Genomic DNA, 20547 nt, shown 5'->3' on the forward strand with positions numbered 1-20547 from the left:
ACCCGGAGGTTCGCGCATGTTCGATTTCACCGCGCCGCTGCGCCAGCGTTTCACTGGCCTGAACAGCGGCGCCGAGTTTTTCTCCCTGCGCTATGTGCAGGAAGCCCACCAGCACCTGTCGGTGCGCAAGAACATCGCCGAACCACCCAGCCTGACCCGCGACCAGGGCGCGATGCTCACCGTGCGCGTCAACGGCGTGGAGGCCTACGCGGCCACCGCCGACCTGTCCCAGGCCGGCCTGCAACGCGCCCTTGACCAGGCCGAGGCGCTGGCCCGCCAGATCGCGCGCCACGCCCTGCTCGACCTGCGCGAGCAACCGGTGTCCAGCGCCCGCGCCGACTACTGCTCGCCCAACCTCAACAGCACCTTCCCGGCCCTGGCCGACTGCTATGAACTGCTGGCCCGCGAATCGGCCAGCGTGCCGGGCGATTCGCGCCTGGTGAACTGGCAGGCCAGCCTGGGCCTGAGCACGGTCGAGCAGATCTACCTCAACAGTGCCGGCGCCGAACTGCGCCAGGCGCAACGCTTCGTGTTCCCCGGCATGAGCGTCACCGCCTTCGACGGCAGCGACAGCCAGAGCCGCAGCCTGGGCCGCGAGAACTTCGGCCAGCAGGGCGGCGTGGATGTGATCGAGCGCTGCGGCCTGCTCGGTGCCGGGGCCCAGGTGGCCGACCAGGCCCTGCAACTGCTGCTGGCGCCCAACACCCCGAGCGGAGTACGCGACCTGCTGCTGATGCCCGACCAGATGATGCTGCAGATCCACGAGTCCATCGGCCACCCGCTGGAGATGGACCGCATCCTGGGCGACGAGCGCAACTACGCCGGCACCAGCTTCATCAAGGCCCAGGACTTCGGCCACCTGCAGTACGGCTCGGCACTGCTCAACGTGACCTTCGACCCGGCCATCCCCGAAGAGCTGGCCAGCTACGCGCACGATGACGACGGCACCCCGGCCCACAAGCAGTTCCTGATTCGCGAGGGTGTACTGGTGCGCCCGCTGGGCGGTGCGCTGTCACAGTTCCGCTCGGGCCTGGACGGCGTGGCCAACAGCCGCGCCTGCGGCTGGAACCGCGCACCGATCGACCGCATGGCCAACCTCAACATCGAGCCGGGCGACAAGTCCCTGGCGCAACTGATCGGCGGCATCGAGCACGGCATCCTGATGCGCACCAACCGCTCGTGGTCCATCGACGATGCGCGCAACAAGTTCCAGTTCGGCTGCGAATGGGGCCAGTTGATCGAGCACGGCGAACTCAAGGGCGTGGTCAAGAACCCCAACTACCGCGGTATTTCCGCCGGTTTCTGGCGCAACCTCAGCGCCGTGGGCGACGCCAGTACCTTCCAGGTGCTCGGCACGCCCAACTGCGGCAAGGGCGAACCCAACCAGGTGGTGCGCGTGGGCCATGCCTCGCCGGCCTGCGTGTTCAGCCAGATCGACGTATTCGGAGGAGACGCCTGATGGCCGCCAGCCCTTTGCACAACTTCCAGGACCTGGTCGCATGGCTGCGCGACAACGTGCGCGCCCCCGAACAGTTCACCCTGAGCTACAGCGCCGAGCAGTCGCAATTCATCCGATTCAACCATGCCAGGGTGCGCCAGGCCGGCGACGTGCAACAGGCCGGTGCGAGCCTGAAGCTGATTGCCGACGGTCGCCAGGCCGACCTGCACCTGACCCTCAGCGGCGAGCCGGCGCTGGACCGCGAGCGCCTGCACCAGGCACTGGCCGAGCTGCGCCAGATCCTGCCGCTGATCCCTGCCGACCCGTACCTGTTGCTCAACGACAGTGCCTGGCACAGCCATCAGGTACAGGACGGCCCGCTGCCGGATACCGCACGGGTGCTCGAGCAGATCGAACACGGCGCCGGCGCGCTGGACCTGGTGGGCATCTATGCCGCCGGGCCGATCAGTCGCGGCTTTGCCAGTTCGTTCGGCGCCTCTGGCTGGCATCAGGCCAACAGCTTCAATTTCGACTTCAGCCTGTTCCACGCCAACGGCCAGGCGGTGAAGGCCAACTACGCCGGGCAGGTGTGGGACAATGCCGCGTTCGCCCGGCGCCTGGCCCAGGCCCGCGAGCAGCTGGAGTACCTGGGTCGTCCACTCAAGACCCTCGCCCCCGGCCAGTACCGCGCCTACCTGGCACCGGCAGCGATGGACGAGATCATGGGCATGCTGTGCTGGGGCGGTTTTTCGGCGCAGGCCATCGCCAGCAAGGACAGCCCGCTGCAACGCCTGTATGCCGGCGATGCGGCATTGAGCCCGCTGGTGAACATCACCGAACAGGTCAGCGGCTCGCTGAGCCCGGCGTTCTCCGGCGAAGGCTACCCACGCAGCGACGTGCAGCTGATGGACGCAGGGCAGGCGCGCGAACAGCTGACCAACGCGCGCAGCGCCGCCGAGTTCGAGCAGGTCGCCAATGGCGCCGAGGCCCACGAGTGGCCAAGCGCCTTGAGCCTGGCCGCCGGCGAGCTGGCGCTGGATGAGGTGCTCGCCAGGCTGGGTACGGGCCTGTACATCAGCAACCTGTGGTACCTGAACTACTCCGACCTGCCGGCGGCGCGCATGACCGGGCTGACGCGCTTTGCGACATTCTGGGTCGAGGACGGTCAGATCCAGGCGCCGGTCAGCACCATGCGCTTCGACGACAGCGTGTACAGCCTGCTCGGCTCGCAGCTGGAGGCGCTCACGACCGAGCGCGAGCTGATCCTGTCGACCAGCACCTACGGACAGCGCCAGACCAGTTCGAGCCATTTGCCGGGGGCGCTGGTCAAACGCCTGACGCTGACATTGTGATGCCGCCATCGCGGGTCAAGCCCGCTCCCACAGGGATCACCGCCGCCCCTGTGGGAGCTGCGGTTCGACGCTTCGACTTGCCCGCGAAGGGGCCCTCAAGGACATAGAGCATGCCCAACCGCACCCCGCTGGACCCCGTCACCGCCCGCTGGATTCCCTGGGTGGTGGCCATCGCCTTCTTCATGCAGTCGCTGGACGGCACCATCCTCAACACCGCGCTGCCGGCCATGGCCCGCGACCTGGCGGAAAACCCGCTGCGCATGCAGTCGGTGATCATCGCCTACATGCTCACCGTGGCCCTGCTGATCCCGGCCTCGGGCTGGATCGCCGACCGCTTCGGCACCAAGCGCATCTTCTTCAGCGCGATCCTGCTGTTCAGCATCGGCTCGCTGCTGTGTGCACTGTCCAACAGCCTCGGCATGCTGGTCGGTGCCCGCGTGATCCAGGGCCTGGGCGGCGCGCTGATGCTGCCGGTGGGGCGCCTGGTGGTGCTGCGCGCCTACCCGCGCACCGAACTGGTGCGCATCATGAGCTTCATCACCATCCCCGGCCTGCTCGGCCCGCTGCTGGGCCCGACCATGGGCGGCTGGCTGGTGGAGTACCTGAGCTGGCACTGGATCTTCCTGCTCAACCTGCCGGTCGGCGCGCTGGGCTGCTACGCGGTGTGGAAGTTCATCCCCGACCTGCGCGGCTCCGAGCGCACACGCTTCGACGGCGTGGGCTTTGTGCTGTTCGGCGCCGCGATGGTACTGATCACCATCGCCATGGAGGGCCTGGGCGAGCTGCACCTGCCGCACCTGCGCGTGATGCTGCTGCTGTTCGCCGGCATGGCGTGCCTGGCCGCCTACTGGCTGCGCGCCGGCAGCATCGACAACCCGCTGTTCTCGCCCCGGCTGTTTCGCACCCGTACCTTCTCGGTGGGCATCCTCGGCAACCTGTTCGCCCGCCTGGGCAGCGGCGCACTGCCGTTTCTGGTGCCGTTGCTGCTGCAGGTGGCGCTGGGCTATTCGCCGTCCCAGGCCGGCATGAGCATGATCCCGCTGGCCGCCTCGGCGATGGTCGCCAAGTCCATCGCCCGGCCGCTGATCGAGCGCCTGGGCTACCGCACCATCCTCACCGGCAACACCCTGCTGCTGGGCGTGCTGCTGTGCAGCCTGGGGCTGGTCAACGAACACACCCCGTATGCCCTGCTGCTGGTGCAACTGGGGCTGCTGGGGGCGGTGAACTCGCTGCAGTTCACGGCGATGAACACCGTGACCCTGATCGACCTGGACGACGCCAGCGCCAGCAGCGGCAACAGCCTGCTGTCGGTGGTGGCGCAGCTCTCGCTGAGCCTGGGTGTGGCCTGCGCTGGCGCACTGCTGGGCGGCTTTACCGGCGCTGGCAGCGGCGATGGGGTGGAGACCACGCTGGGCGCGTTCCAGCTGACCTTCCTGACCATCGGCCTGATGTCGATGCTGGCGGCGGCGATCTTCATGCAGCTGTCCAGGGCGGACGGAAGGCGTGCCCGTCGTCCGGAACCGGAGATCGAGGCTTAGGGCTAATGGCCACGAGGCTGGTACACTGCGCGACATTTTGTTTTGCAGGCCCGCCTCGTGACCACCATTGCCACCGAATTCGCCACCTTGCCGCTGTCCGCCGCCATGCTGGCCAACCTGGACGCCCTCGGCTACGCCCAGATGACCCCGATCCAGGCCCAGAGCCTGCCGGTGATCCTCAAGGGCATGGACCTGATCGCCCAGGCCAAGACCGGCAGCGGCAAGACCGCCGCGTTCGGCATCGGCCTGCTCAACCCGATCAACCCGCGCTACTTCGGCTGCCAGGCCCTGGTGCTGTGCCCCACCCGCGAGCTGGCCGACCAGGTGGCCAAGGAGCTGCGCCGTCTGGCCCGCTCCGAAGACAACATCAAGATCCTGACCCTGTGCGGCGGCGTGTCCCTGGGCCCGCAGATCGCCTCGCTGGAACACGGCGCGCACATCATCGTGGGCACCCCGGGCCGCGTGCAACAGCACCTGCGCAAGGGCACCCTGGTGCTCGACGGGCTCAACACCCTGGTGCTCGACGAAGCCGACCGCATGCTCGACATGGGCTTCTACGACGCCATCGCCGACATCCTCGGGCAAACCCCGGAGCGTCGCCAGACCCTGCTGTTCTCGGCCACCTACCCGGCCGGCATCAAGCAGCTGTCGGCCGCATTCATGCGCAACCCGCAGCAGGTCAAGGCCGAGTCGCTGCATGCCGACACGCAGATCGAGCAGCGCTTCTACGAGATCTCGCCCGAGCAGCGCATGGACGCGGTGACTACCTTGCTGGCGCACTTTCGTCCGCAGTCGTGCGTGGCGTTCTGCTTCACCAAGCAGCAGTGCCAGGAAGTGGTCGATCACCTCAAGGCCAAGGGCATCGCCGCCGAGTCGCTGCATGGCGACCTGGAGCAGCGCGACCGTGACCAGGTGCTGACCCTGTTCGCCAACCGCAGCACCTCGGTGCTGGTGGCCACCGACGTGGCCGCGCGCGGGCTGGATATCGATGCGCTGGACATGGTCATCAACGTGGAGCTGGCGCGGGACTCGGAAATTCACGTGCACCGCGTGGGCCGTACCGGGCGTGCCGGCGAGAAGGGCCTGGCGGCGAGCCTGGTGGCCCCGTCCGAAGCGCACCGCGCCCAGGCCATCGAGCAGCTGCAGAAGGCGCCCCTGCGCTGGGAGCAGATCGACAGCCTCAAGCCCCAGGCCGGCGGCCCGCTGGTGCCGACCATGAGCACGCTGTGCATCGGTGCCGGGCGCAAGGACAAGCTGCGGCCGGGCGACATCCTGGGTGCGCTGACCGGTGATGCCGGCATCCCGGGCACCCAGGTGGGCAAGATCGCGATCTTCGATTTCCAGGCCTTCGTGGCGGTGGAACGCGGCGTGGCCAAGCAGGCGCTGCAGCGGCTCAACAGCGGCAAGATCAAGGGGCGCTCGCTGCGGGTTCGCATCGTCTGAGTCGTTTATCGCCTATCAGGGCCTCATCGCGGGTCAAGCCCGCTCCCACAAGGACTTGCGTACCTCCTGTGGGAGCGGGCTTGACCCGCGATAGCTTCAACACCTATTTGAGGATTTTGCAGTGCGTTCCACCGAAGTGATCATCATCGGCGCTGGCGCCGCCGGCCTGATGTGCGCCATCCACGCCGCCAACCGCGGCCGCCAGGTGCTGCTGCTGGACCATGCCAACAAGCCCGGCAAGAAGATCCTGATGTCCGGTGGCGGGCGCTGCAACTTCACCAACCTGTACACCGAGCCGGCCAACTTCCTCTCGCACAACCCGCACTTCTGCAAGTCGGCCCTGGCCCGCTACACCCAGTGGGACTTCATCGAGATGGTCGGCAAGCACGCCGTGCCCTATCACGAGAAAAAACTCGGCCAGCTGTTCTGCGACAACAAGTCCAACGACATCCTCGACATGCTGCTCAGCGAGCTTCAGAGCGCCGGCGCCGAGCTGCGCATGGACACGCGCATCGAGCAGATCGAAAAGCTCGAGCATGGCTACCTGCTCGAAACCAGCATGGGCACGCTGCAATGCCAGTCGCTGGTGATCGCCACCGGCGGCCTGTCGATCCCGACCCTGGGCGCCACCGGTTTCGGCTACCAGGTGGCCCGCCAGTTCGGCCACACCCTGCTGCCGACCCGCGCCGGGCTGGTGCCCTTCACCATCACCGAGCCGCAGCTCAAGGCCATGTGCACCGAGCTGTCGGGCACCTCGGTGGACTGCGTGGCCAGCTGCAACGGCACCAGCTTTCGCGAGAACCTGCTGTTCACCCACCGCGGCCTCAGCGGCCCGGCGATCCTGCAGGTGTCGTCGTTCTGGCACAGCGGCGACAGCGTCGAGATCAACCTGCTGCCCGAGCATGACGCCCTCGCCTGGCTGCAACAGCAACAGGCCGAACGCCCCAACAGCGAACTCAAGACCCTGCTTGGCGAGGTCTTCACCAAGAAGATGGCCAACCTGCTGGCCGAGCACTGGTTCGTGTCCCGGCCGATGAAGCAGTACACCCCGGCCGAACTGGCCGAGGTCGCCGACAAACTGGCGGCCTGGCAGGTGGTGCCGGCCGGCACCGAGGGCTACCGCACCGCCGAAGTCACCCTGGGCGGGGTCGACACCCGCGAAGTGTCGTCCAAGACCCTGGAGTCGCTGAAAAGCCCCGGCCTGTATTTCGTGGGCGAAGTGCTGGACGTCAGCGGGCACCTGGGCGGGTTCAATTTCCAGTGGGCCTGGGCATCGGCCTACGCGGCCGCGCAGTTCGTCTAACCTTCGCGTTAGAATCGCGCATCACGGAACAAATTTTGCTGGTACGTGACCACGGTGACAGTTCGCTGCCACCGTGACCGGCTCAATTTCGATCATCGCCAAGCAGGCCTGCCGCCCTATCATGTCATCGTCTTCCTTGCGTCACTCGCTGCGTCGTTTGTGGGCCCTGGACAAGTTCAGCTACAGCATCCGGGTATTGATCGCGCTGACCGGCAGCATGGCGCTGTGCTGGTACCAGGACGAGATGGGGCTGCTGATCCCGCTGTTCCTGGGCATCATCGCCAGCGCCCTGGCCGAGACCGACGACAGCTGGCAGGGCCGGCTCAACGCCCTGGCCGTGACCCTGGTGTGCTTCACCGTCGCTGCGCTGTCGGTGGAGCTGCTGTTCCCCTACCCGATCCTCTTCGGCTGCGCCCTGGCGCTGGCGGCGTTCGCGCTGACCATGCTCGGCGCGCTGGGCGAGCGCTACGGCGCCATCGCCTCGGCCACACTGATTCTGTCGGTGTACACCATGATCGGCGTGGACCAGCGCGGCGGCCAGGTCACCGACTTCTGGCACGAGCCCTTGCTGCTGGTGGCAGGCGCCGCCTGGTACGGATTGCTGTCGGTGCTGTGGCAGGCGCTGTTCTCCAACCAGCCGGTGCAGCAGAGCCTGGCGCGGCTGTTTCGCGAACTGGGCCGCTACCTCAAGCTCAAGGCCACCCTGTTCGAGCCCATCCGCCAGCTGGACGTGGAGGCCCGCCGCCTGGAACTGGCCCAGCAGAACGGCAAGGTGGTGGCCGCCCTCAACGCCGCCAAGGAAATCATCCTGCACCGCGTGGGCAATGGCCGCCCCGGCTCCAAGGTGAGCCGCTACCTGAAGCTGTACTTTCTGGCCCAGGACATCCACGAGCGCGCCAGTTCCTCGCACTACCCCTACAACGCTCTCACCGAGGCGTTCTTCCACAGCGACGTGCTGTTTCGCTGCCAGCGTTTGCTGCGCCAGCAGGGCAAGGCGTGCGTGCAATTGTCCGAGTCGATCCAGCTGCGCCAGCCGTTCGTCTACGACACCAGCTTCGCCGCCGCACTGGAAGACCTGCACGCCTCGCTCGAGCACCTGCGCATCCAGAGCAACCCGGCCTGGCGTGGCCTGCTGCGCTCGCTGCGGGCGCTGGCGGCGAACCTGGCAACCCTCGACCGCCTGCTCGGCGATGCCAGCAACCCCGACAACCTGGCCGACAACAGCGACTCGAGCCTGCTCGACCGTTCGCCGCGCAGCCTCAAGGATGTGTGGAGCCGCCTGCGCCAGCACCTCACGCCGACCTCGCTGATCTTTCGCCACGCCCTGCGCCTGCCGCTGGCGCTGTCGATCGGCTACGGCATGGTGCACCTGATCCACCCCACCCAGGGCTACTGGATCATCCTCACCACGCTGTTCGTGTGCCAGCCCAGCTATGGCGCCACCCGGCGCAAGCTGGTGCAGCGGATCATCGGCACCGCCATCGGCCTGACCGTGGGCTGGGCGCTGTTCGACCTGTTCCCCAGCGCGATCATCCAGTCGCTGTTCGCGGTGGCCGCCGGGGTGGTGTTCTTCGTCAACCGCACCGCCCGCTACACCCTGGCCACGGCGGCGATCACGCTGATGGTGCTGTTCTGCTTCAACCAGATCGGTGACGGCTACGGTCTGTTCCTGCCGCGCCTGTTCGACACCCTGGTGGGCAGCCTGATCGCGATCCTGGCGGTGTTCCTGTTCCTGCCCGACTGGCAGGGCCGTCGGCTGAACAAGGTGCTGGCCAACACCCTGAGCTGCAACAGCACCTACCTGCGCCAGATCATGCAGCAGTACGCCCAGGGCAAGAGCGACGACCTGGCCTACCGCCTGGCCCGGCGCAACGCGCACAACGCCGACGCGGCGCTGTCGACCACGCTGGCCAACATGCTCATGGAGCCGGGGCATTTTCGCAAAGAGGCCGACGTGGGCTTTCGCTTCCTGGTGCTCTCGCACACCCTGCTCAGCTACCTCTCCGGGCTGGGTGCACACCGTGACAGCGCACTGGCACCCGAGGCCCACGAGCAGTTGATCGACGGCGCGGGTGCCAGCCTGGCCGCCAGCCTCGACGAAATCGCCACTGGCCTTGCCAGCAAGACCCCGGTGGCGATCCACAGCGACGCCGAGGAAGCCCTGGCGGCGAGCCTTGAGCAGATGCCCGAGGAAATGGACGAGAACCAGCGCCTGGTGCAGACCCAGCTGGCACTGATCTGCCGCCAACTGGGCCCGCTGCGCACCCTGGCCGCGCACCTGATCAAGGACACCCCGGCCTGACTACAGGCCGTAGTCCTTGAGCAACCGGGCATAGCTGCCATCGGCCTTCATGGCGGCGATGGCCTTGTCGAAGCCGGCCACGATCTGGGCATGCTGCGGATGCCTGAGGCTGACCAGGATGTGCAGGCTGTTCTCGCTCACCGGCTTGCCGAAGAACTGCACGCGGTTGCGCACGTCCGCGCTTTCACGCTGCAGGTAGTAGCGCGCCACGTATTCGTCCTCCAGGGTCAGGCGCACCCGCCCGGCAGCCAGCATGCCCACCGCCACCGAAAAGTCGCGCACCGGCACCTTCTGCAGACGCCCGTCATTGTCGAATTCGGCCGCATAGGCATAGTCGCGCACCACCGCGATGGCGTGCGGGTAGAGATCGCTCAGGGTATCGAAACGCAGCACGTCGCCCTTGCGCTTGAGCAGCCGCACGCGGTTGCTCAGGTAGCCTTGGGAGAAGGCCCCGATGCGGGTACGCGCATCGCTCTGCCAGGCGTTGATCAGCACATCGTAGCGGCCCTCGCCGATGCCCAGCAGCGCGCGTGCCCACGGCGCCTGCTCGAACTCGCTGGCAAACCCGGCACGCTCCAGGGCGGTGGTGACAAGGGCGGTGGCCAGCCCGCCCCTGGGTAGGCGGGCGTCGGTGAAGGGGGGCCAGGCATCGGCCACCAGCCGCAGTTTTTCGGCCTGGGCCGACTGGGCACAGAGCAGCAATCCAAGCAAACCCAAGGCTCGAAGCAGTGGCCGCATGCTCAAATCCCTTAGCGGATCGGGTCCGCGTTCTTGTTGAGTGGCATGAGATTTCTGTTGGCGCAAAGCTAGGCTGCACGGCCAGATTACACAAAGATTCCGGTATCGGGCAGTGCCAGGTGATAGCTAATTGCCTCTATTTTTGCCGATTCCGCGCCGACTTGATCCATGGCAATTCGCGACCTTCGCCCTGAGGTGCTCGGCGTGGTTATGATCGGGGCATTACACAGGAGAGAAACGCGATGAGCATCGACTGGATCTGCAAGCATCACACCGACCTTGGCAAGCAACAGCTGTACGCGCTGCTGACGCTGCGCATCGAGGTGTTCGTGGTGGAGCAGAAATGCCCGTACCTGGAAACCGATGGCCAGGACCTGGAGGGCGACACCTGCCACCTGATGGCCTGGCGCGATGGCGAGCTGGTGGCGTACCTGCGTCTGCTGGACCCCGAGTCACAGGGCGGCGACGTGGTGATCGGGCGGGTGGTGATTGCGCCGTCGGCGCGGGGCGAGGGGCTGGGGCATGCACTGATGGTGCAGGGGCTGGCGCAGGCCGAGAAGCACTGGCCAGGGGTGCCGGTGTACCTGTCCGCACAGGCGCACCTGCAGGCCTACTATGCGCGGCACGGGTTCGAGGTGGCCGGGGAGGCGTATCTGGAGGATGGCATCCCGCACATCGGCATGCGCCGGGGCTAGACGCTTCGCCGGCAAGGCCGGCTCCTACAGGGGTAGGTGCAGGGGCCGGGCTTGCCGGCGGAGGGGCTTCAGGGGTAGCCCAGCACCTGGCGGATACTGCGCAGATGCTGGGTGATCCACTGCTTGTCGATCGCGCCCCAGTCACGTATCCGGTAATGCCCGGCATGGTTGCGCGCACCTTCCTGCTGCTCGAACTCGCACACGATGTCCAGGTCGGCCAGCGCCGCGATGGTGTCCTGCGCCGTTCGCCGCGGCATGCCGGTGGCCTCCATCAGCGCCGGCACGCTGCTGGCGGTACGGCTGTCGATCAGCCACGCCACGTACAGGCGACGATAGAAACTGGTCTTGGTCTTGCTCACTTCCATTGGCAATTCCCTTTCGCTCACTGGGCGCCGGACAGGTCGCGCCAGGTCAGGTAGATGCGCAGGTCGAACTCCAGTTGATGGTAGCCCGGCTGCATGTATTCGCAGAGTTGGTAGAACGCCTTGTTGTGGTCGCTCTCCTTGAGGTGCGCCAGTTCGTGCACCACGATCATCTTCAGAAACTGCGGCGCCGCGTCCTTGAACAGCGAGGCGATGCGAATTTCCTTCTTGGCCTTGAGCTTGCCGCCCTGCACGCGCGATACCGCAGTGTGCAGGCCCAGCGCACGGTGGGTGAGATCGAGGCGATTGTCGAACAGCACCTTGTCCAGGTTCGGCGCATTGCGCAGGTGCTCCTGCTTCAGGGCCTGGGCATAGGCATACAGCGCCTTGTCGCTCTGTACCGCATGGCGCTCGGGGTAGCGCTGGCGCAGGTAGTCACCCAGACGGTTCTGGGCAATCATCTGGCGCACCTGGTCTTGCAGGGCAGGCGGATAGGCTTGCAGGTACTTGAGTACGGTCATGGGCACGGGGCATTGCAGGCAAAGGCGTCAGTGTACTCAATTCCCCGGCCGCCTCGTTGCGCCAGTCGAAAAAAGCCGGGAAATCACCGGCGCGCTGCGCCGTCAGGGGCCGTGCCACCAGAAAGCCCTGGGCATAGGCGCAACCGTTTGCCTGCAGCCACTGCGCCTGCTCCCGCGTCTCGACGCCCTCGGCCACCACACACACGCCATAGTCGCGGCACAGGCCGATGACACTGCGGACCAGCGCCGCGTCCGCCGCCGAACCGGGCAGGCGCGCCACCAGGTGCCGGTCGAGCTTGAGCGTGTCGATGGGCAGGTCGCGCAGCAGGCGCAGCGAGCACTCTCCGGCGCCGAAATCGTCCAGCGCCACTCGCACGCCCAGCTCGCGCAGCCTGCGCAACTGACGCAGCGCGATGTCGAGGTTGGCGGCCAGCGAGGTTTCCGCCACCTCCACCTCAAGCTGGGCCGGGCGCAGGCCATGGCTGGCGATCACCCGCCCCAGTTCCTCGACCAGGTTGGGCATGGCGAACTGCACGCGGCTGAGGCTGATGCTCAGCACCAGGTCCGGCTCGAACCGCGCCTCCCAGGCGCGCCGCTGCGCCGCACCCTGGGTGTAGATCCAGCTGGCCAGCCGCGAGACCAGCCTGGCCTCCTCCAGCAACGGCAGGAACAACCCCGGCGGCACATCGCCGACACTGGGGTGCTGCCAGCGCAACAACGCCTCGAACCCGCGCAGGCGACCATCGGCAAACGCCACCTGCGGCTGATACACCAGGCTGAAGTCGTGCCGCTCGATCGCATCACGCACACTGTCTTCGAGCATCAGGCGCGAGCGAGCACGACCGTTGAGCTCCTGGTCGTAGTAGCGGTACTGCTGGCGGCCGGCCTGCTTGGCGGCATACATGGCCGCGTCCGCCGCACGCAGCAGGCCGTCCAGGTGCGGCCCGCAATCGGAGTAGGTGGCGATGCCGATGCTCACGCCAAGCGTCACCTCCAGGCCGTCGATCTGCTGGCAGATGGACATGCGCTCGATCAGCTTTTCGGCAAAGCGCGCCGCCTGCTCCGGGTATTCCAGGGTATCGAGCAAGGCCGTGAACTCGTCGCCGCCCATGCGCCCGAGGATCGCGTAGGCGCCCAGGCATTCCTTGAGCTGTTCGCCCACCCAGTGCAGCACGCGGTCGCCGGCTGCATGGCCGAGCGAGTCGTTGATCCGTTTGAAACCGTCAAGGTCCATGTACATCAGGGCCTGGGCCTTGTCGGAATGCTCGCTGCGCAGCAGCGCAGCTTCGGCGGCCTGGCAGAACCCGCGGCGGTTGAGCAGCCCGGTCAGCGGGTCGGTAACAGCCTGGAACTCCAGTTGCTGGTGCAGGTTGCGCACCACCGACATGTCCAGCACCGTCACCACCATCGCCCGCTGTTCGCCGGGCAGCGCCGCGCACGACAACGCCACCGGCAGCGGCAACCCGGAGGCGGTAAGCAGCACGGCGTCGTGCAGGCGGTAGATGTCGCGCTCCTGGTAGGCCTGGTAGAACGCCGAGTCGCGCCACCGGGTCGGCACGGGCGACTGCACGAAGCCCAGCAGGTCTGCGCCCTGCAATTGCTCCACCGGGGCCTGGAGCAGGCGCGAGATGGCCGGGTTGGCAAAGCGGATGCGACCGTCCTCGGCCACCACCAGGATGCCTTCGGCGGCGTTGTCCAGCACCGAGGCGTTGAATGCGCGCTCGGCCTCCAGGTCGCGGCTCAGGCGCTGCAAGGCACGCCGGTTGCGCTGCTGGTCGAGCAGGGCCTGGACCTTGGGCTTGAGAATGTGCGGGTCGAATGGCTTGAACAGGTAGTCCACCGCGCCACTGGCATAGCCCTTGAGCACGGCCGCCTGGGACTGTTCGTTGGCGGTCAGGAAGATGATCGGGGTCAGGCAGGTGCGCTGGCTGCCGCGCATCAGGCGCGCGACTTCGAAGCCGTCCATACCGGGCATCTGCACATCCAGCAGCACCAGGTCCACCTCATGCTCGAGCAGCGTGCTCAGGGCTTCGGTACCGGAGCTTGCGGTCAGCACACGCCAGTCCTCACGTGCAAGCAAGGCTTGCAGGCTGATCAGGTTTTCCGGGTAGTCATCGACGATCAGTAAAACCGAACCGCTGTCGTGAGTGTGAGGGTGCGCGCAATCCATGCTGCTTCTCTTGTGTAACGACGCCAGATTCCGGATGGAACTTGAGGCTTTACTCTAGACCTGGCTGAAACAAATCTGAAGTCAGCACATTGGCATCATCGGTATAAACAAAGTGTTGCCCGACTAACGGTCTGTCGCGTTGGGCCAGATCCGGTGTCCGTGGCGGCCCCGCAGCCGAAAACCCCCGGTTCCGGCCGGTGAAGCAGGCCGCACGGGCACAAAAAAAAACCCGCATCGCTGCGGGTTTTTCGTACAACCAACCAGGCTTAGTTGACCTTGGCGGCCAGCTCGCCCTTGGCATAGCGCTGGAACATCGCTTCGAGGGAGATCGGCTTGATCTTCGAGGCGTTGCCGGCGGTGCCGAAGGCTTCGTAGCGAGCGATGCACACGTCGCGCATGGCCTTGACGGTTTCACCGAAGAACTTGCGCGGGTCGAACTCGCTCGGGTTGGTGGCCATCAGGCGGCGCATGGCACCGGTGGACGCCAGGCGCAGGTCGGTGTCGATGTTGACCTTGCGCACGCCGTACTTGATGCCTTCGACGATTTCTTCAACCGGTACGCCGTAGGTTTCCTTGATGTCGCCACCGTACTGGTTGATGATCGCCAGCCACTCCTGCGGCACCGAAGACGAACCGTGCATCACCAGGTGAGTGTTGGGGATGCGCTTGTGGATCTCCTTGATGCGGTCGATCGCCAGCACGTCGCCGGTAGGCGGCTTGGTGAACTTGTAGGCGCCGTGGCTGGTGCCGATGGCGATGGCCAGGGCATCGACCTGGGTACGCTTGACGAAATCGGCGGCTTCTTCAGGGTCGGTCAGCATCTGGCTGTGATCCAGCACGCCTTCGGCGCCGATGCCGTCTTCTTCACCGGCCATGCCGGTTTCCAGCGAACCCAGGCAGCCTAGCTCGCCCTCTACCGAAACGCCGCAGGCGTGGGCCATGGCCACGGCCTGCTGGGTGACACGCACGTTGTAGTCGTAGTCGGTCGGGGTCTTGCCGTCTTCGCCCAGCGAGCCGTCCATCATCACCGAGCTGAAGCCCAGCTGGATCGAACGCTGGCACACGTCAGGGCTGGTGCCGTGGTCCTGGTGCATGCACACCGGGATGTGCGGGAATTCTTCGATCGCCGCCAGGATCAGGTGGCGCAGGAACGGCGCACCGGCGTATTTGCGGGCACCGGCCGAGGCCTGGACAATCACCGGGGAGTCGGTCTTGTCGGCGGCTTCCATGATGGCGCGCATTTGCTCGAGGTTGTTGACGTTGAAAGCCGGAACGCCGTAGCCGAATTCGGCGGCGTGGTCCAGCATCTGGCGCATGCTAATGAGTGCCATTGTGTATCTCTCTCCCGACAAGCGTCGTTTTTCGTGCAAGCCTGCCGCAGCGGCGGTTGCTATTCAAGTAGTGTGGGCCGACAGCGGTCGGCCCGGCCAGTCACGGTGCCTTGCAGCCCCGCCCTATCAAATCGTTGGTCGCTACCCAGTACACCAGGCCTTCATCGCCCTTGGTGTGCAGGGCCAGCACGCCATCGCTGTACAGCGCACCCGACGCACCGGGCTCCGGCTTGAGCCGGTAGACCTGATCGCCGCCACCAAGGCGTACATCCACCTCTTCCTGGCTGGCATCGGCAAACCGCCACAGCACCTCGGCCTGACTGTCACAGACCCAGCGGGTCCAGTTGTCGGTCGGGGCCGGGGTTGGCTTGAGGCTTGCGCAACCTGCCATCAGAACCAGGGCCATCAGGGCTACAACGCTTTTCATCGAATATCCTCTAGAAGACCACGAACCGGCCAACAGGTTGCCTCGAACCGATCAAGGGCAACCCGGGGCCTGGCGCTGGTGTTCCTCGTCATACTTCTCCAGCCCGTCCGGGCCGAGCCTCTTGTTGATCACCGGCACGGTCTCTGCCTGCCACTGCGACTGGTAGCAACCGCCCTTCGGCTTGCCGGGGGCATCCGCCGCAGGCTCCGGGCTGCCAGCGCAGGCGCTGAGCAGACCGGCCAGGATAAACACAGGCAACCGCTTGACCATCAGGTCACACTCCCTTTGCCAGGCTGAGCGAGTCAGGCCTTGGCCCGTTGTTCCAGCACGTCCACCGCCGGCAGCACCTTGCCCTCGACGAACTCGAGGAATGCACCGCCACCGGTAGAAATGTAGGAGATCTGGCTGGCCACGCCATATTTGTCGATGGCCGCCAGGGTGTCGCCACCGCCGGCAATCGAGAACGCGGCGCTGTCGGCGATGGCCTTGGCCAGGGTCCTGGTGCCGTTGCCGAACTGGTCGAACTCGAACACGCCCACCGGGCCGTTCCACAGGATGGTCTTGGACGACTTCAGCAGCTCGGCGAACTGTTCGGCGGTCTGCGGGCCGATGTCCAGGATCATGTCGTCCTCGGCCACCTCGCCCACCAGCTTGACGGTAGCCGTGGCGCTTTCGGCAAATTCCTTGGCCACCACAACGTCCACCGGCAGCGGCACGTTGACCTTGGCCGCGATGGCCTTGGCGGTGTCGATCAGGTCGGCTTCGTACAGCGACTTGCCCACCGGGTGGCCGGCAGCGGCCAGGAAGGTGTTGGCAATGCCGCCACCGACGATCAGCAGGTCGCACACCTGGCTCAGGCTGTTGAGCACGTCCAGCTTGGTCGATACCTTGGAACCGGCGACGATGGCGGCCATCGGCTTGGCCGGGGCCTTCAGCGCCTTGCCCAGTGCATCCAGCTCGGCGGCCAGCAGCGGACCGGCAGCGGCGACCTTGGCGAACTTGGCCACGCCGTGGGTCGAGCCCTCGGCACGGTGGGCGGTACCGAAGGCGTCCATCACGAACACGTCGCACAGGGCGGCGTATTGCTGGGCCAGCTCGTCGGCGTTCTTTTTCTCGCCCTTGTTGAAGCGCACGTTCTCGAACAGCACGATGTCGCCGGCCTTCACGTCCACGCCGCCCAGGTAGTCGGCCACCAGCGGCACCTCACGGCCCAGCGCCTTGCTCAGGTAGTCGGCCACCGGCTTGAGGCTGTTCTCGGCCGAGAACTCGCCTTCGGTCGGGCGCCCCAGGTGCGAGCAGACCATCACGGCCGCGCCCTTCTCCAGGGCCAGCTTGATGGTCGGCAGCGAGGCCAGGATGCGCGCGTCGCTGCTGACCACACCGTCCTTCACAGGCACGTTGAGGTCTTCGCGGATCAGTACGCGCTTACCTTGCAGATCGAGGTCGGTCATCTTCAAAACGGTCATGAATGCAGTCCTTCAGGGCTGTTTGCGAGTGGTGCTGGTTGAGTCCACGACGCGCAGAAAATGTTCGGCGACGTCGAGCATGCGGTTGGCGAACCCCCATTCGTTGTCGAACCAGGCCAGCAGGTTCACCAGGCGGGGGCCGCAAACGCGGGTCTGGCTGGCATCGACGATGGCCGAATGTGGGTCATGGTTGAAATCACAGCTGGCGTGGGGCAGTTCGGTGTAGGCCAGCAACCCCTTGAGCGGGCCACTCAGGGCCGCTTCACGCAGCACCTGGTTGACTTCGGCCGCGGTGGTATCGCGGGCGGTCTGCAGGGTGATGTCCAGGCACGACACGTTCACCGTCGGCACGCGTACCGCTTTGGCCTGGATTCGCCCGGCAAGTTCCGGCAGCAGGCGTTCGATACCCCGCGCGAGCCCGGTAGACACCGGAATCACCGACTGGAACGCCGAACGGGTGCGGCGCAGGTCTTCGTGGTGGTAGGCATCGATCACCGGCTGGTCGTTCATTGCCGAGTGGATGGTGGTGATCTGCACATACTCGATGCCGAAGGCCTGGTCGAGCACACGCAGCAGCGGCACGCCGCAGTTGGTGGTGCAGGAGGCGTTGGACACCAGCCGTTCGCCGCCTTCAAGGCAATCCTGGTTGATGCCGTAGACAACGGTGGCGTCGACATCCGCCTCGCTGGCCATCGGCTGGGAAAACAGCACCCGTGGTGCGCCGGCGTCGAGGAAACGCTGGCCGTCGGCGCGGGTGTTGTAGGCCCCGGAGCATTCGAGCACCAGGTCGACGTCGAGCGCGGCCCAGTCGATGCCTTCGGGGGTGGCGCTGCGCAGTACTTTGACGCAGTCGCCATTGATATGCAGACAATCGCCGTCGACCCTGACCTCACCGGGAAAGCGCCCGTGGGTGGAGTCGAAGCGTGTCAGGTATTCGAGGCTGGCCTGATCGGCCAGGTCGTTCAGTGCAACGATCTCGAAGCCCGCGCTGGCCCCCCGTTCAAAGAGTGCGCGCAGGACGCAACGACCGATGCGGCCGTAGCCGTTGAGTGCAACTTTGTAGGGACGCGGTTGGGGCATGGGATGCTCACGGAACAGAATGTTATCTGCAACCTGCAGGAACCGAGTCGCGGCAATCGCGGGTCAAGCCCGCTCCCACAAGGACACTCGTGATCCCTGTGGGAGCGGGCTTGACCCGCGATGGGTTCAACGCCGCTCCAACTGGTTTTATCAGTCTTCCAGCAGCTCTTCAGCCGTACCCAGGATGTTTTCCAGGGTGAAGCCGAACTCTTCGAACAGTGCCGAAGCCGGCGCCGACTCACCGTAGGTGGTCATGCCGATGACGCGGCCTTCCAGGCCCACGTACTTGTACCAGAAGTCGGCGTGGGCAGCTTCGATGGCAATCCGCGCGCCCACCTGCAGTGGCAGAACCGACTGCTTGTAGCTGGCGTCCTGGGCATCGAACACGCTGGTGCATGGCATCGATACCACGCGCACCTTGCGGCCCTGCTCGGTCAGCTTGTCGAACGCCTGCACTGCCAGGCCCACTTCGGAACCGGTGGCGATCAGGATCAGCTCAGGCTCGCCTGCGCAGTCCTTGAGCACGTAGCCACCACGGCTGATGTCGGCGATCTGGCCGGCGTCGCGGGTTTGGTGCTGCAGGTTCTGACGCGAGAAGATCAGCGCCGAAGGGCCGTCCTTGCGCTCCAGGGCGTGCTTCCAGCTCACGGCCGATTCGACCGCGTCGGCCGGACGCCAGGTGTCCAGGTTCGGCGTGGTGCGCAGGCTGGTCAGCTGCTCGATCGGCTGGTGAGTCGGGCCGTCTTCGCCCAGGCCGATGGAGTCGTGGGTGTAGACGTGGATCACGCGCTGCTTCATCAGGGCCGACATGCGCACGGCATTGCGGGCGTATTCCATGAACATCAGGAAGGTCGCGCCGTAAGGCACCAGGCCGCCGTGCAGGGCAACGCCGTTCATGATGGCGGTCATGCCGAACTCGCGCACGCCGTAGTACATGTAGTTGCCGCTGGCATCTTCGGCGCTGACGCCCTTGCAACCTTTCCACAGGGTCAGGTTGGAGCCGGCGAGGTCCGCCGAGCCACCGAGTAACTCCGGCAGCAGCGGGCCGAAGGCGTTCAGGGTGTTCTGGCTGGCCTTGCGGCTGGCGATGCTTTCGCCCTTGGCGTCCACTTCGGCGATGTAGGCGGCAGCCTTCTCGGCGAAGTCGGCCGGCAGTTCGCCGCTCAGGCGACGCTTGAGTTCGCTGGCCAGTTCAGGGAAGGCTGCAGCGTAGGCAGCAAAGCGCTGGTCCCAGGCGGCTTCGGCGGCGGCGCCGGCCTGCTTGGCATCCCACTCGGCATAGATGTCGGCCGGGATTTCGAACGGGCCGTGGTTCCAGTTCAGGGCCTGGCGGGTCAGGGCGATTTCGGCATCGCCCAGTGGCGCGCCGTGGCAGTCTTCCTTGCCGCCCTTGTTCGGCGAACCGAAGCCGATGGTGGTCTTGCAGCAGATCAGGGTCGGCTGCGCGCTCTTGCGCGCGGTCTCGATGGCGGTCTTGATCTCTTCTGGGTCGTGACCGTCGACATTGCGGATCACCTGCCAGTGGTAGGCTTCGAAACGCTTCGGCGTGTCGTCGGTGAACCAGCCTTCGACTTCGCCGTCGATGGAGATACCGTTGTCGTCGTAGAAGGCGATCAGCTTGCCCAGGCCCAGGGTACCGGCCAGTGCAGCAACTTCGTGGGAAATGCCTTCCATCATGCAGCCATCACCCAGGAACACATAGGTGTGGTGGTCGACGACGTCGTGGCCTGGACGGTTGAACTGGGCGCCCAGCACTTTTTCGGCCAGGGCAAAGCCCACGGCGTTGGCCAGACCCTGGCCCAGCGGGCCGGTGGTGGTCTCGACGCCTGGGGTGTAGCCGAATTCCGGGTGGCCCGGGGTGCGGCTGTGCAGTTGACGGAACGCCTTGAGGTCGTCGATCGACAGGTCGTAGCCGGTCAGGTGCAGCAGCGAGTAGATCAGCATCGAGCCGTGGCCGTTGGACAGCACGAAGCGGTCACGGTCGGCGAAGTGCGGGTTGCTCGGGTTGTGCTTCAAGAAGTCACGCCAAAGAACCTCGGCGATATCCGCCATGCCCATCGGGGCACCGGGATGGCCGCTGTTGGCTTTTTGCACGGCATCCATGCTGAGGGCACGAATGGCGTTGGCACGCTCACGACGGCTGGGCATCGCTTGTCTCCTGGGGGGCTTGAATATTAACGAACGGAAAAAGGCGGCCATTTTCGCCCAGGCACGTGCCCGGGGGCAATCACGGATGGTCGATGAGGGACGTTTTTAGTGCGATTGAGCGACTAATCCCGTGTTGCGCAGACAAAACGGCAGAAATTGTCGCCTGCCATGCCGGGCCGGGCCCGCCCATCGAGCAATATCAAAACTTTTTGATATAGAACTTGCGAGGCCGC

General features: G+C 65.9%; 16 protein-coding genes and 1 pseudogene. 7 read left to right on the forward strand and 10 right to left on the reverse strand.

Features of this window, described 5'->3' with window-relative positions; all coding sequences use genetic code 11:
* Positions 1-16: 16 nt before the first annotated feature.
* From JZZ72_RS00615 to yccS, 6 genes are all read left to right on the forward strand, one after another.
* On the forward strand, positions 17-1459 hold the full coding sequence (locus JZZ72_RS00615; RefSeq protein ID WP_210013886.1) for a TldD/PmbA family protein: 1443 nt from the start codon (positions 17-19) through the stop codon (positions 1457-1459).
* Positions 1459-2790 (forward strand): TldD/PmbA family protein, encoded by a 1332-nt coding sequence (locus JZZ72_RS00620; protein ID WP_210013887.1) that lies wholly within the window; start codon positions 1459-1461, stop codon positions 2788-2790. Before JZZ72_RS00615 ends, JZZ72_RS00620 begins: the two co-directional genes overlap by 1 nt.
* Before the next feature lie 110 nt (positions 2791-2900).
* Positions 2901-4328, forward strand: a complete 1428-nt coding sequence (gene mdtD / locus JZZ72_RS00625; protein ID WP_043863589.1) for a multidrug transporter subunit MdtD — start codon at positions 2901-2903, stop codon at positions 4326-4328.
* Positions 4329-4433: 105 nt separating this feature from the next.
* Positions 4434-5771 (forward strand): ATP-dependent RNA helicase DbpA, encoded by a 1338-nt coding sequence (dbpA, locus tag JZZ72_RS00630; protein ID WP_229589801.1) that lies wholly within the window; start codon positions 4434-4436, stop codon positions 5769-5771.
* Positions 5772-5892: 121 nt separating this feature from the next.
* The gene (locus JZZ72_RS00635) at positions 5893-7074 is read left to right on the forward strand and encodes a BaiN/RdsA family NAD(P)/FAD-dependent oxidoreductase (RefSeq protein WP_210013888.1); all 1182 of its coding nucleotides are present in this window, start codon (positions 5893-5895) and stop codon (positions 7072-7074) included.
* 121 nt (positions 7075-7195) lie between these two features.
* Positions 7196-9376: a YccS family putative transporter gene (yccS, locus tag JZZ72_RS00640; protein WP_210013889.1), complete on the forward strand. Its 2181-nt coding sequence runs from the start codon at positions 7196-7198 to the stop codon at positions 9374-9376.
* On the opposite strand, the gene JZZ72_RS00645 is transcribed toward yccS, so the two are convergent.
* Positions 9377-10114 (reverse strand): substrate-binding periplasmic protein, encoded by a 738-nt coding sequence (locus tag JZZ72_RS00645; RefSeq protein WP_058541622.1) that lies wholly within the window; start codon positions 10112-10114, stop codon positions 9377-9379. It abuts the gene before it with no gap.
* A 242-nt stretch (positions 10115-10356) separates the two neighbouring features.
* On the opposite strand from JZZ72_RS00645, the gene JZZ72_RS00650 reads away from it, so the two are divergent.
* Positions 10357-10809, forward strand: coding sequence for a GNAT family N-acetyltransferase (locus JZZ72_RS00650; protein WP_054915757.1), 453 nt, complete (start codon positions 10357-10359; stop codon positions 10807-10809).
* A 68-nt stretch (positions 10810-10877) separates the two neighbouring features.
* On the opposite strand, the gene JZZ72_RS00655 is transcribed toward JZZ72_RS00650, so the two are convergent.
* The 9 genes and pseudogenes from JZZ72_RS00655 to tkt form a co-directional block, all read right to left on the reverse strand.
* The gene (locus tag JZZ72_RS00655; protein ID WP_043863593.1) at positions 10878-11174 is read right to left on the reverse strand and encodes a winged helix-turn-helix domain-containing protein; all 297 of its coding nucleotides are present in this window, start codon (positions 11172-11174) and stop codon (positions 10878-10880) included.
* Between the two features lie 17 nt (positions 11175-11191).
* Positions 11192-11692: a YgjP-like metallopeptidase domain-containing protein gene (locus JZZ72_RS00660; RefSeq protein ID WP_043863594.1), complete on the reverse strand. Its 501-nt coding sequence runs from the start codon at positions 11690-11692 to the stop codon at positions 11192-11194.
* Between the two features lie 61 nt (positions 11693-11753).
* Positions 11754-13862 (reverse strand): annotated as a pseudogene (locus JZZ72_RS00665) (putative bifunctional diguanylate cyclase/phosphodiesterase); the annotation flags it as partial.
* Between the two features lie 266 nt (positions 13863-14128).
* A complete protein-coding gene (gene fba, locus JZZ72_RS00670; RefSeq protein WP_210013890.1) occupies positions 14129-15193 on the reverse strand; it encodes a class II fructose-bisphosphate aldolase in 1065 nt (354 codons plus the stop codon).
* Between the two features lie 100 nt (positions 15194-15293).
* Positions 15294-15620, reverse strand: a complete 327-nt coding sequence (locus JZZ72_RS00675) for an MliC family protein (RefSeq protein WP_043863596.1) — start codon at positions 15618-15620, stop codon at positions 15294-15296.
* A gap of 51 nt (positions 15621-15671) precedes the next feature.
* On the reverse strand, positions 15672-15890 hold the full coding sequence (locus JZZ72_RS00680; protein ID WP_043863597.1) for a hypothetical protein: 219 nt from the start codon (positions 15888-15890) through the stop codon (positions 15672-15674).
* A 32-nt stretch (positions 15891-15922) separates the two neighbouring features.
* Positions 15923-17086 carry a phosphoglycerate kinase gene (locus tag JZZ72_RS00685; protein ID WP_043863598.1) on the reverse strand — a complete coding sequence of 388 codons (1164 nt, stop codon included), beginning with the start codon at positions 17084-17086 and terminating at the stop codon, positions 15923-15925.
* A gap of 12 nt (positions 17087-17098) precedes the next feature.
* Positions 17099-18166 (reverse strand): erythrose-4-phosphate dehydrogenase, encoded by a 1068-nt coding sequence (epd, locus tag JZZ72_RS00690; protein WP_043863599.1) that lies wholly within the window; start codon positions 18164-18166, stop codon positions 17099-17101.
* A 150-nt stretch (positions 18167-18316) separates the two neighbouring features.
* A complete protein-coding gene (gene tkt, locus JZZ72_RS00695) occupies positions 18317-20314 on the reverse strand; it encodes a transketolase (RefSeq protein ID WP_210013891.1) in 1998 nt (665 codons plus the stop codon).
* Positions 20315-20547 lie beyond the last annotated feature (233 nt).

The organism is Pseudomonas palmensis (genome assembly GCF_017848315.1).
Classification (GTDB): Bacteria; Pseudomonadota; Gammaproteobacteria; order Pseudomonadales; family Pseudomonadaceae; genus Aquipseudomonas; species Aquipseudomonas palmensis.

Coding starts and splice junctions, on each gene's coding strand:
- epd (WP_043863599.1), bottom strand. CDS start 18,166: ATGCCCCAACCGCGTCCCTACAAAGTTGCACTCAACGGCTACGGCCGC.
- JZZ72_RS00645 (WP_058541622.1), bottom strand. CDS start 10,114: ATGCGGCCACTGCTTCGAGCCTTGGGTTTGCTTGGATTGCTGCTCTGT.
- JZZ72_RS00655 (WP_043863593.1), bottom strand. CDS start 11,174: ATGGAAGTGAGCAAGACCAAGACCAGTTTCTATCGTCGCCTGTACGTG.
- JZZ72_RS00660 (WP_043863594.1), bottom strand. CDS start 11,692: ATGACCGTACTCAAGTACCTGCAAGCCTATCCGCCTGCCCTGCAAGAC.
- tkt (WP_210013891.1), bottom strand. CDS start 20,314: ATGCCCAGCCGTCGTGAGCGTGCCAACGCCATTCGTGCCCTCAGCATG.
- JZZ72_RS00675 (WP_043863596.1), bottom strand. CDS start 15,620: ATGAAAAGCGTTGTAGCCCTGATGGCCCTGGTTCTGATGGCAGGTTGC.
- JZZ72_RS00685 (WP_043863598.1), bottom strand. CDS start 17,086: ATGACCGTTTTGAAGATGACCGACCTCGATCTGCAAGGTAAGCGCGTA.
- JZZ72_RS00615 (WP_210013886.1), top strand. CDS start 17: ATGTTCGATTTCACCGCGCCGCTGCGCCAGCGTTTCACTGGCCTGAAC.
- dbpA (WP_229589801.1), top strand. CDS start 4,434: ATGCTGGCCAACCTGGACGCCCTCGGCTACGCCCAGATGACCCCGATC.
- fba (WP_210013890.1), bottom strand. CDS start 15,193: ATGGCACTCATTAGCATGCGCCAGATGCTGGACCACGCCGCCGAATTC.
- JZZ72_RS00680 (WP_043863597.1), bottom strand. CDS start 15,890: ATGGTCAAGCGGTTGCCTGTGTTTATCCTGGCCGGTCTGCTCAGCGCC.
- mdtD (WP_043863589.1), top strand. CDS start 2,901: ATGCCCAACCGCACCCCGCTGGACCCCGTCACCGCCCGCTGGATTCCC.
- JZZ72_RS00650 (WP_054915757.1), top strand. CDS start 10,357: ATGAGCATCGACTGGATCTGCAAGCATCACACCGACCTTGGCAAGCAA.
- JZZ72_RS00620 (WP_210013887.1), top strand. CDS start 1,459: ATGGCCGCCAGCCCTTTGCACAACTTCCAGGACCTGGTCGCATGGCTG.
- yccS (WP_210013889.1), top strand. CDS start 7,196: ATGTCATCGTCTTCCTTGCGTCACTCGCTGCGTCGTTTGTGGGCCCTG.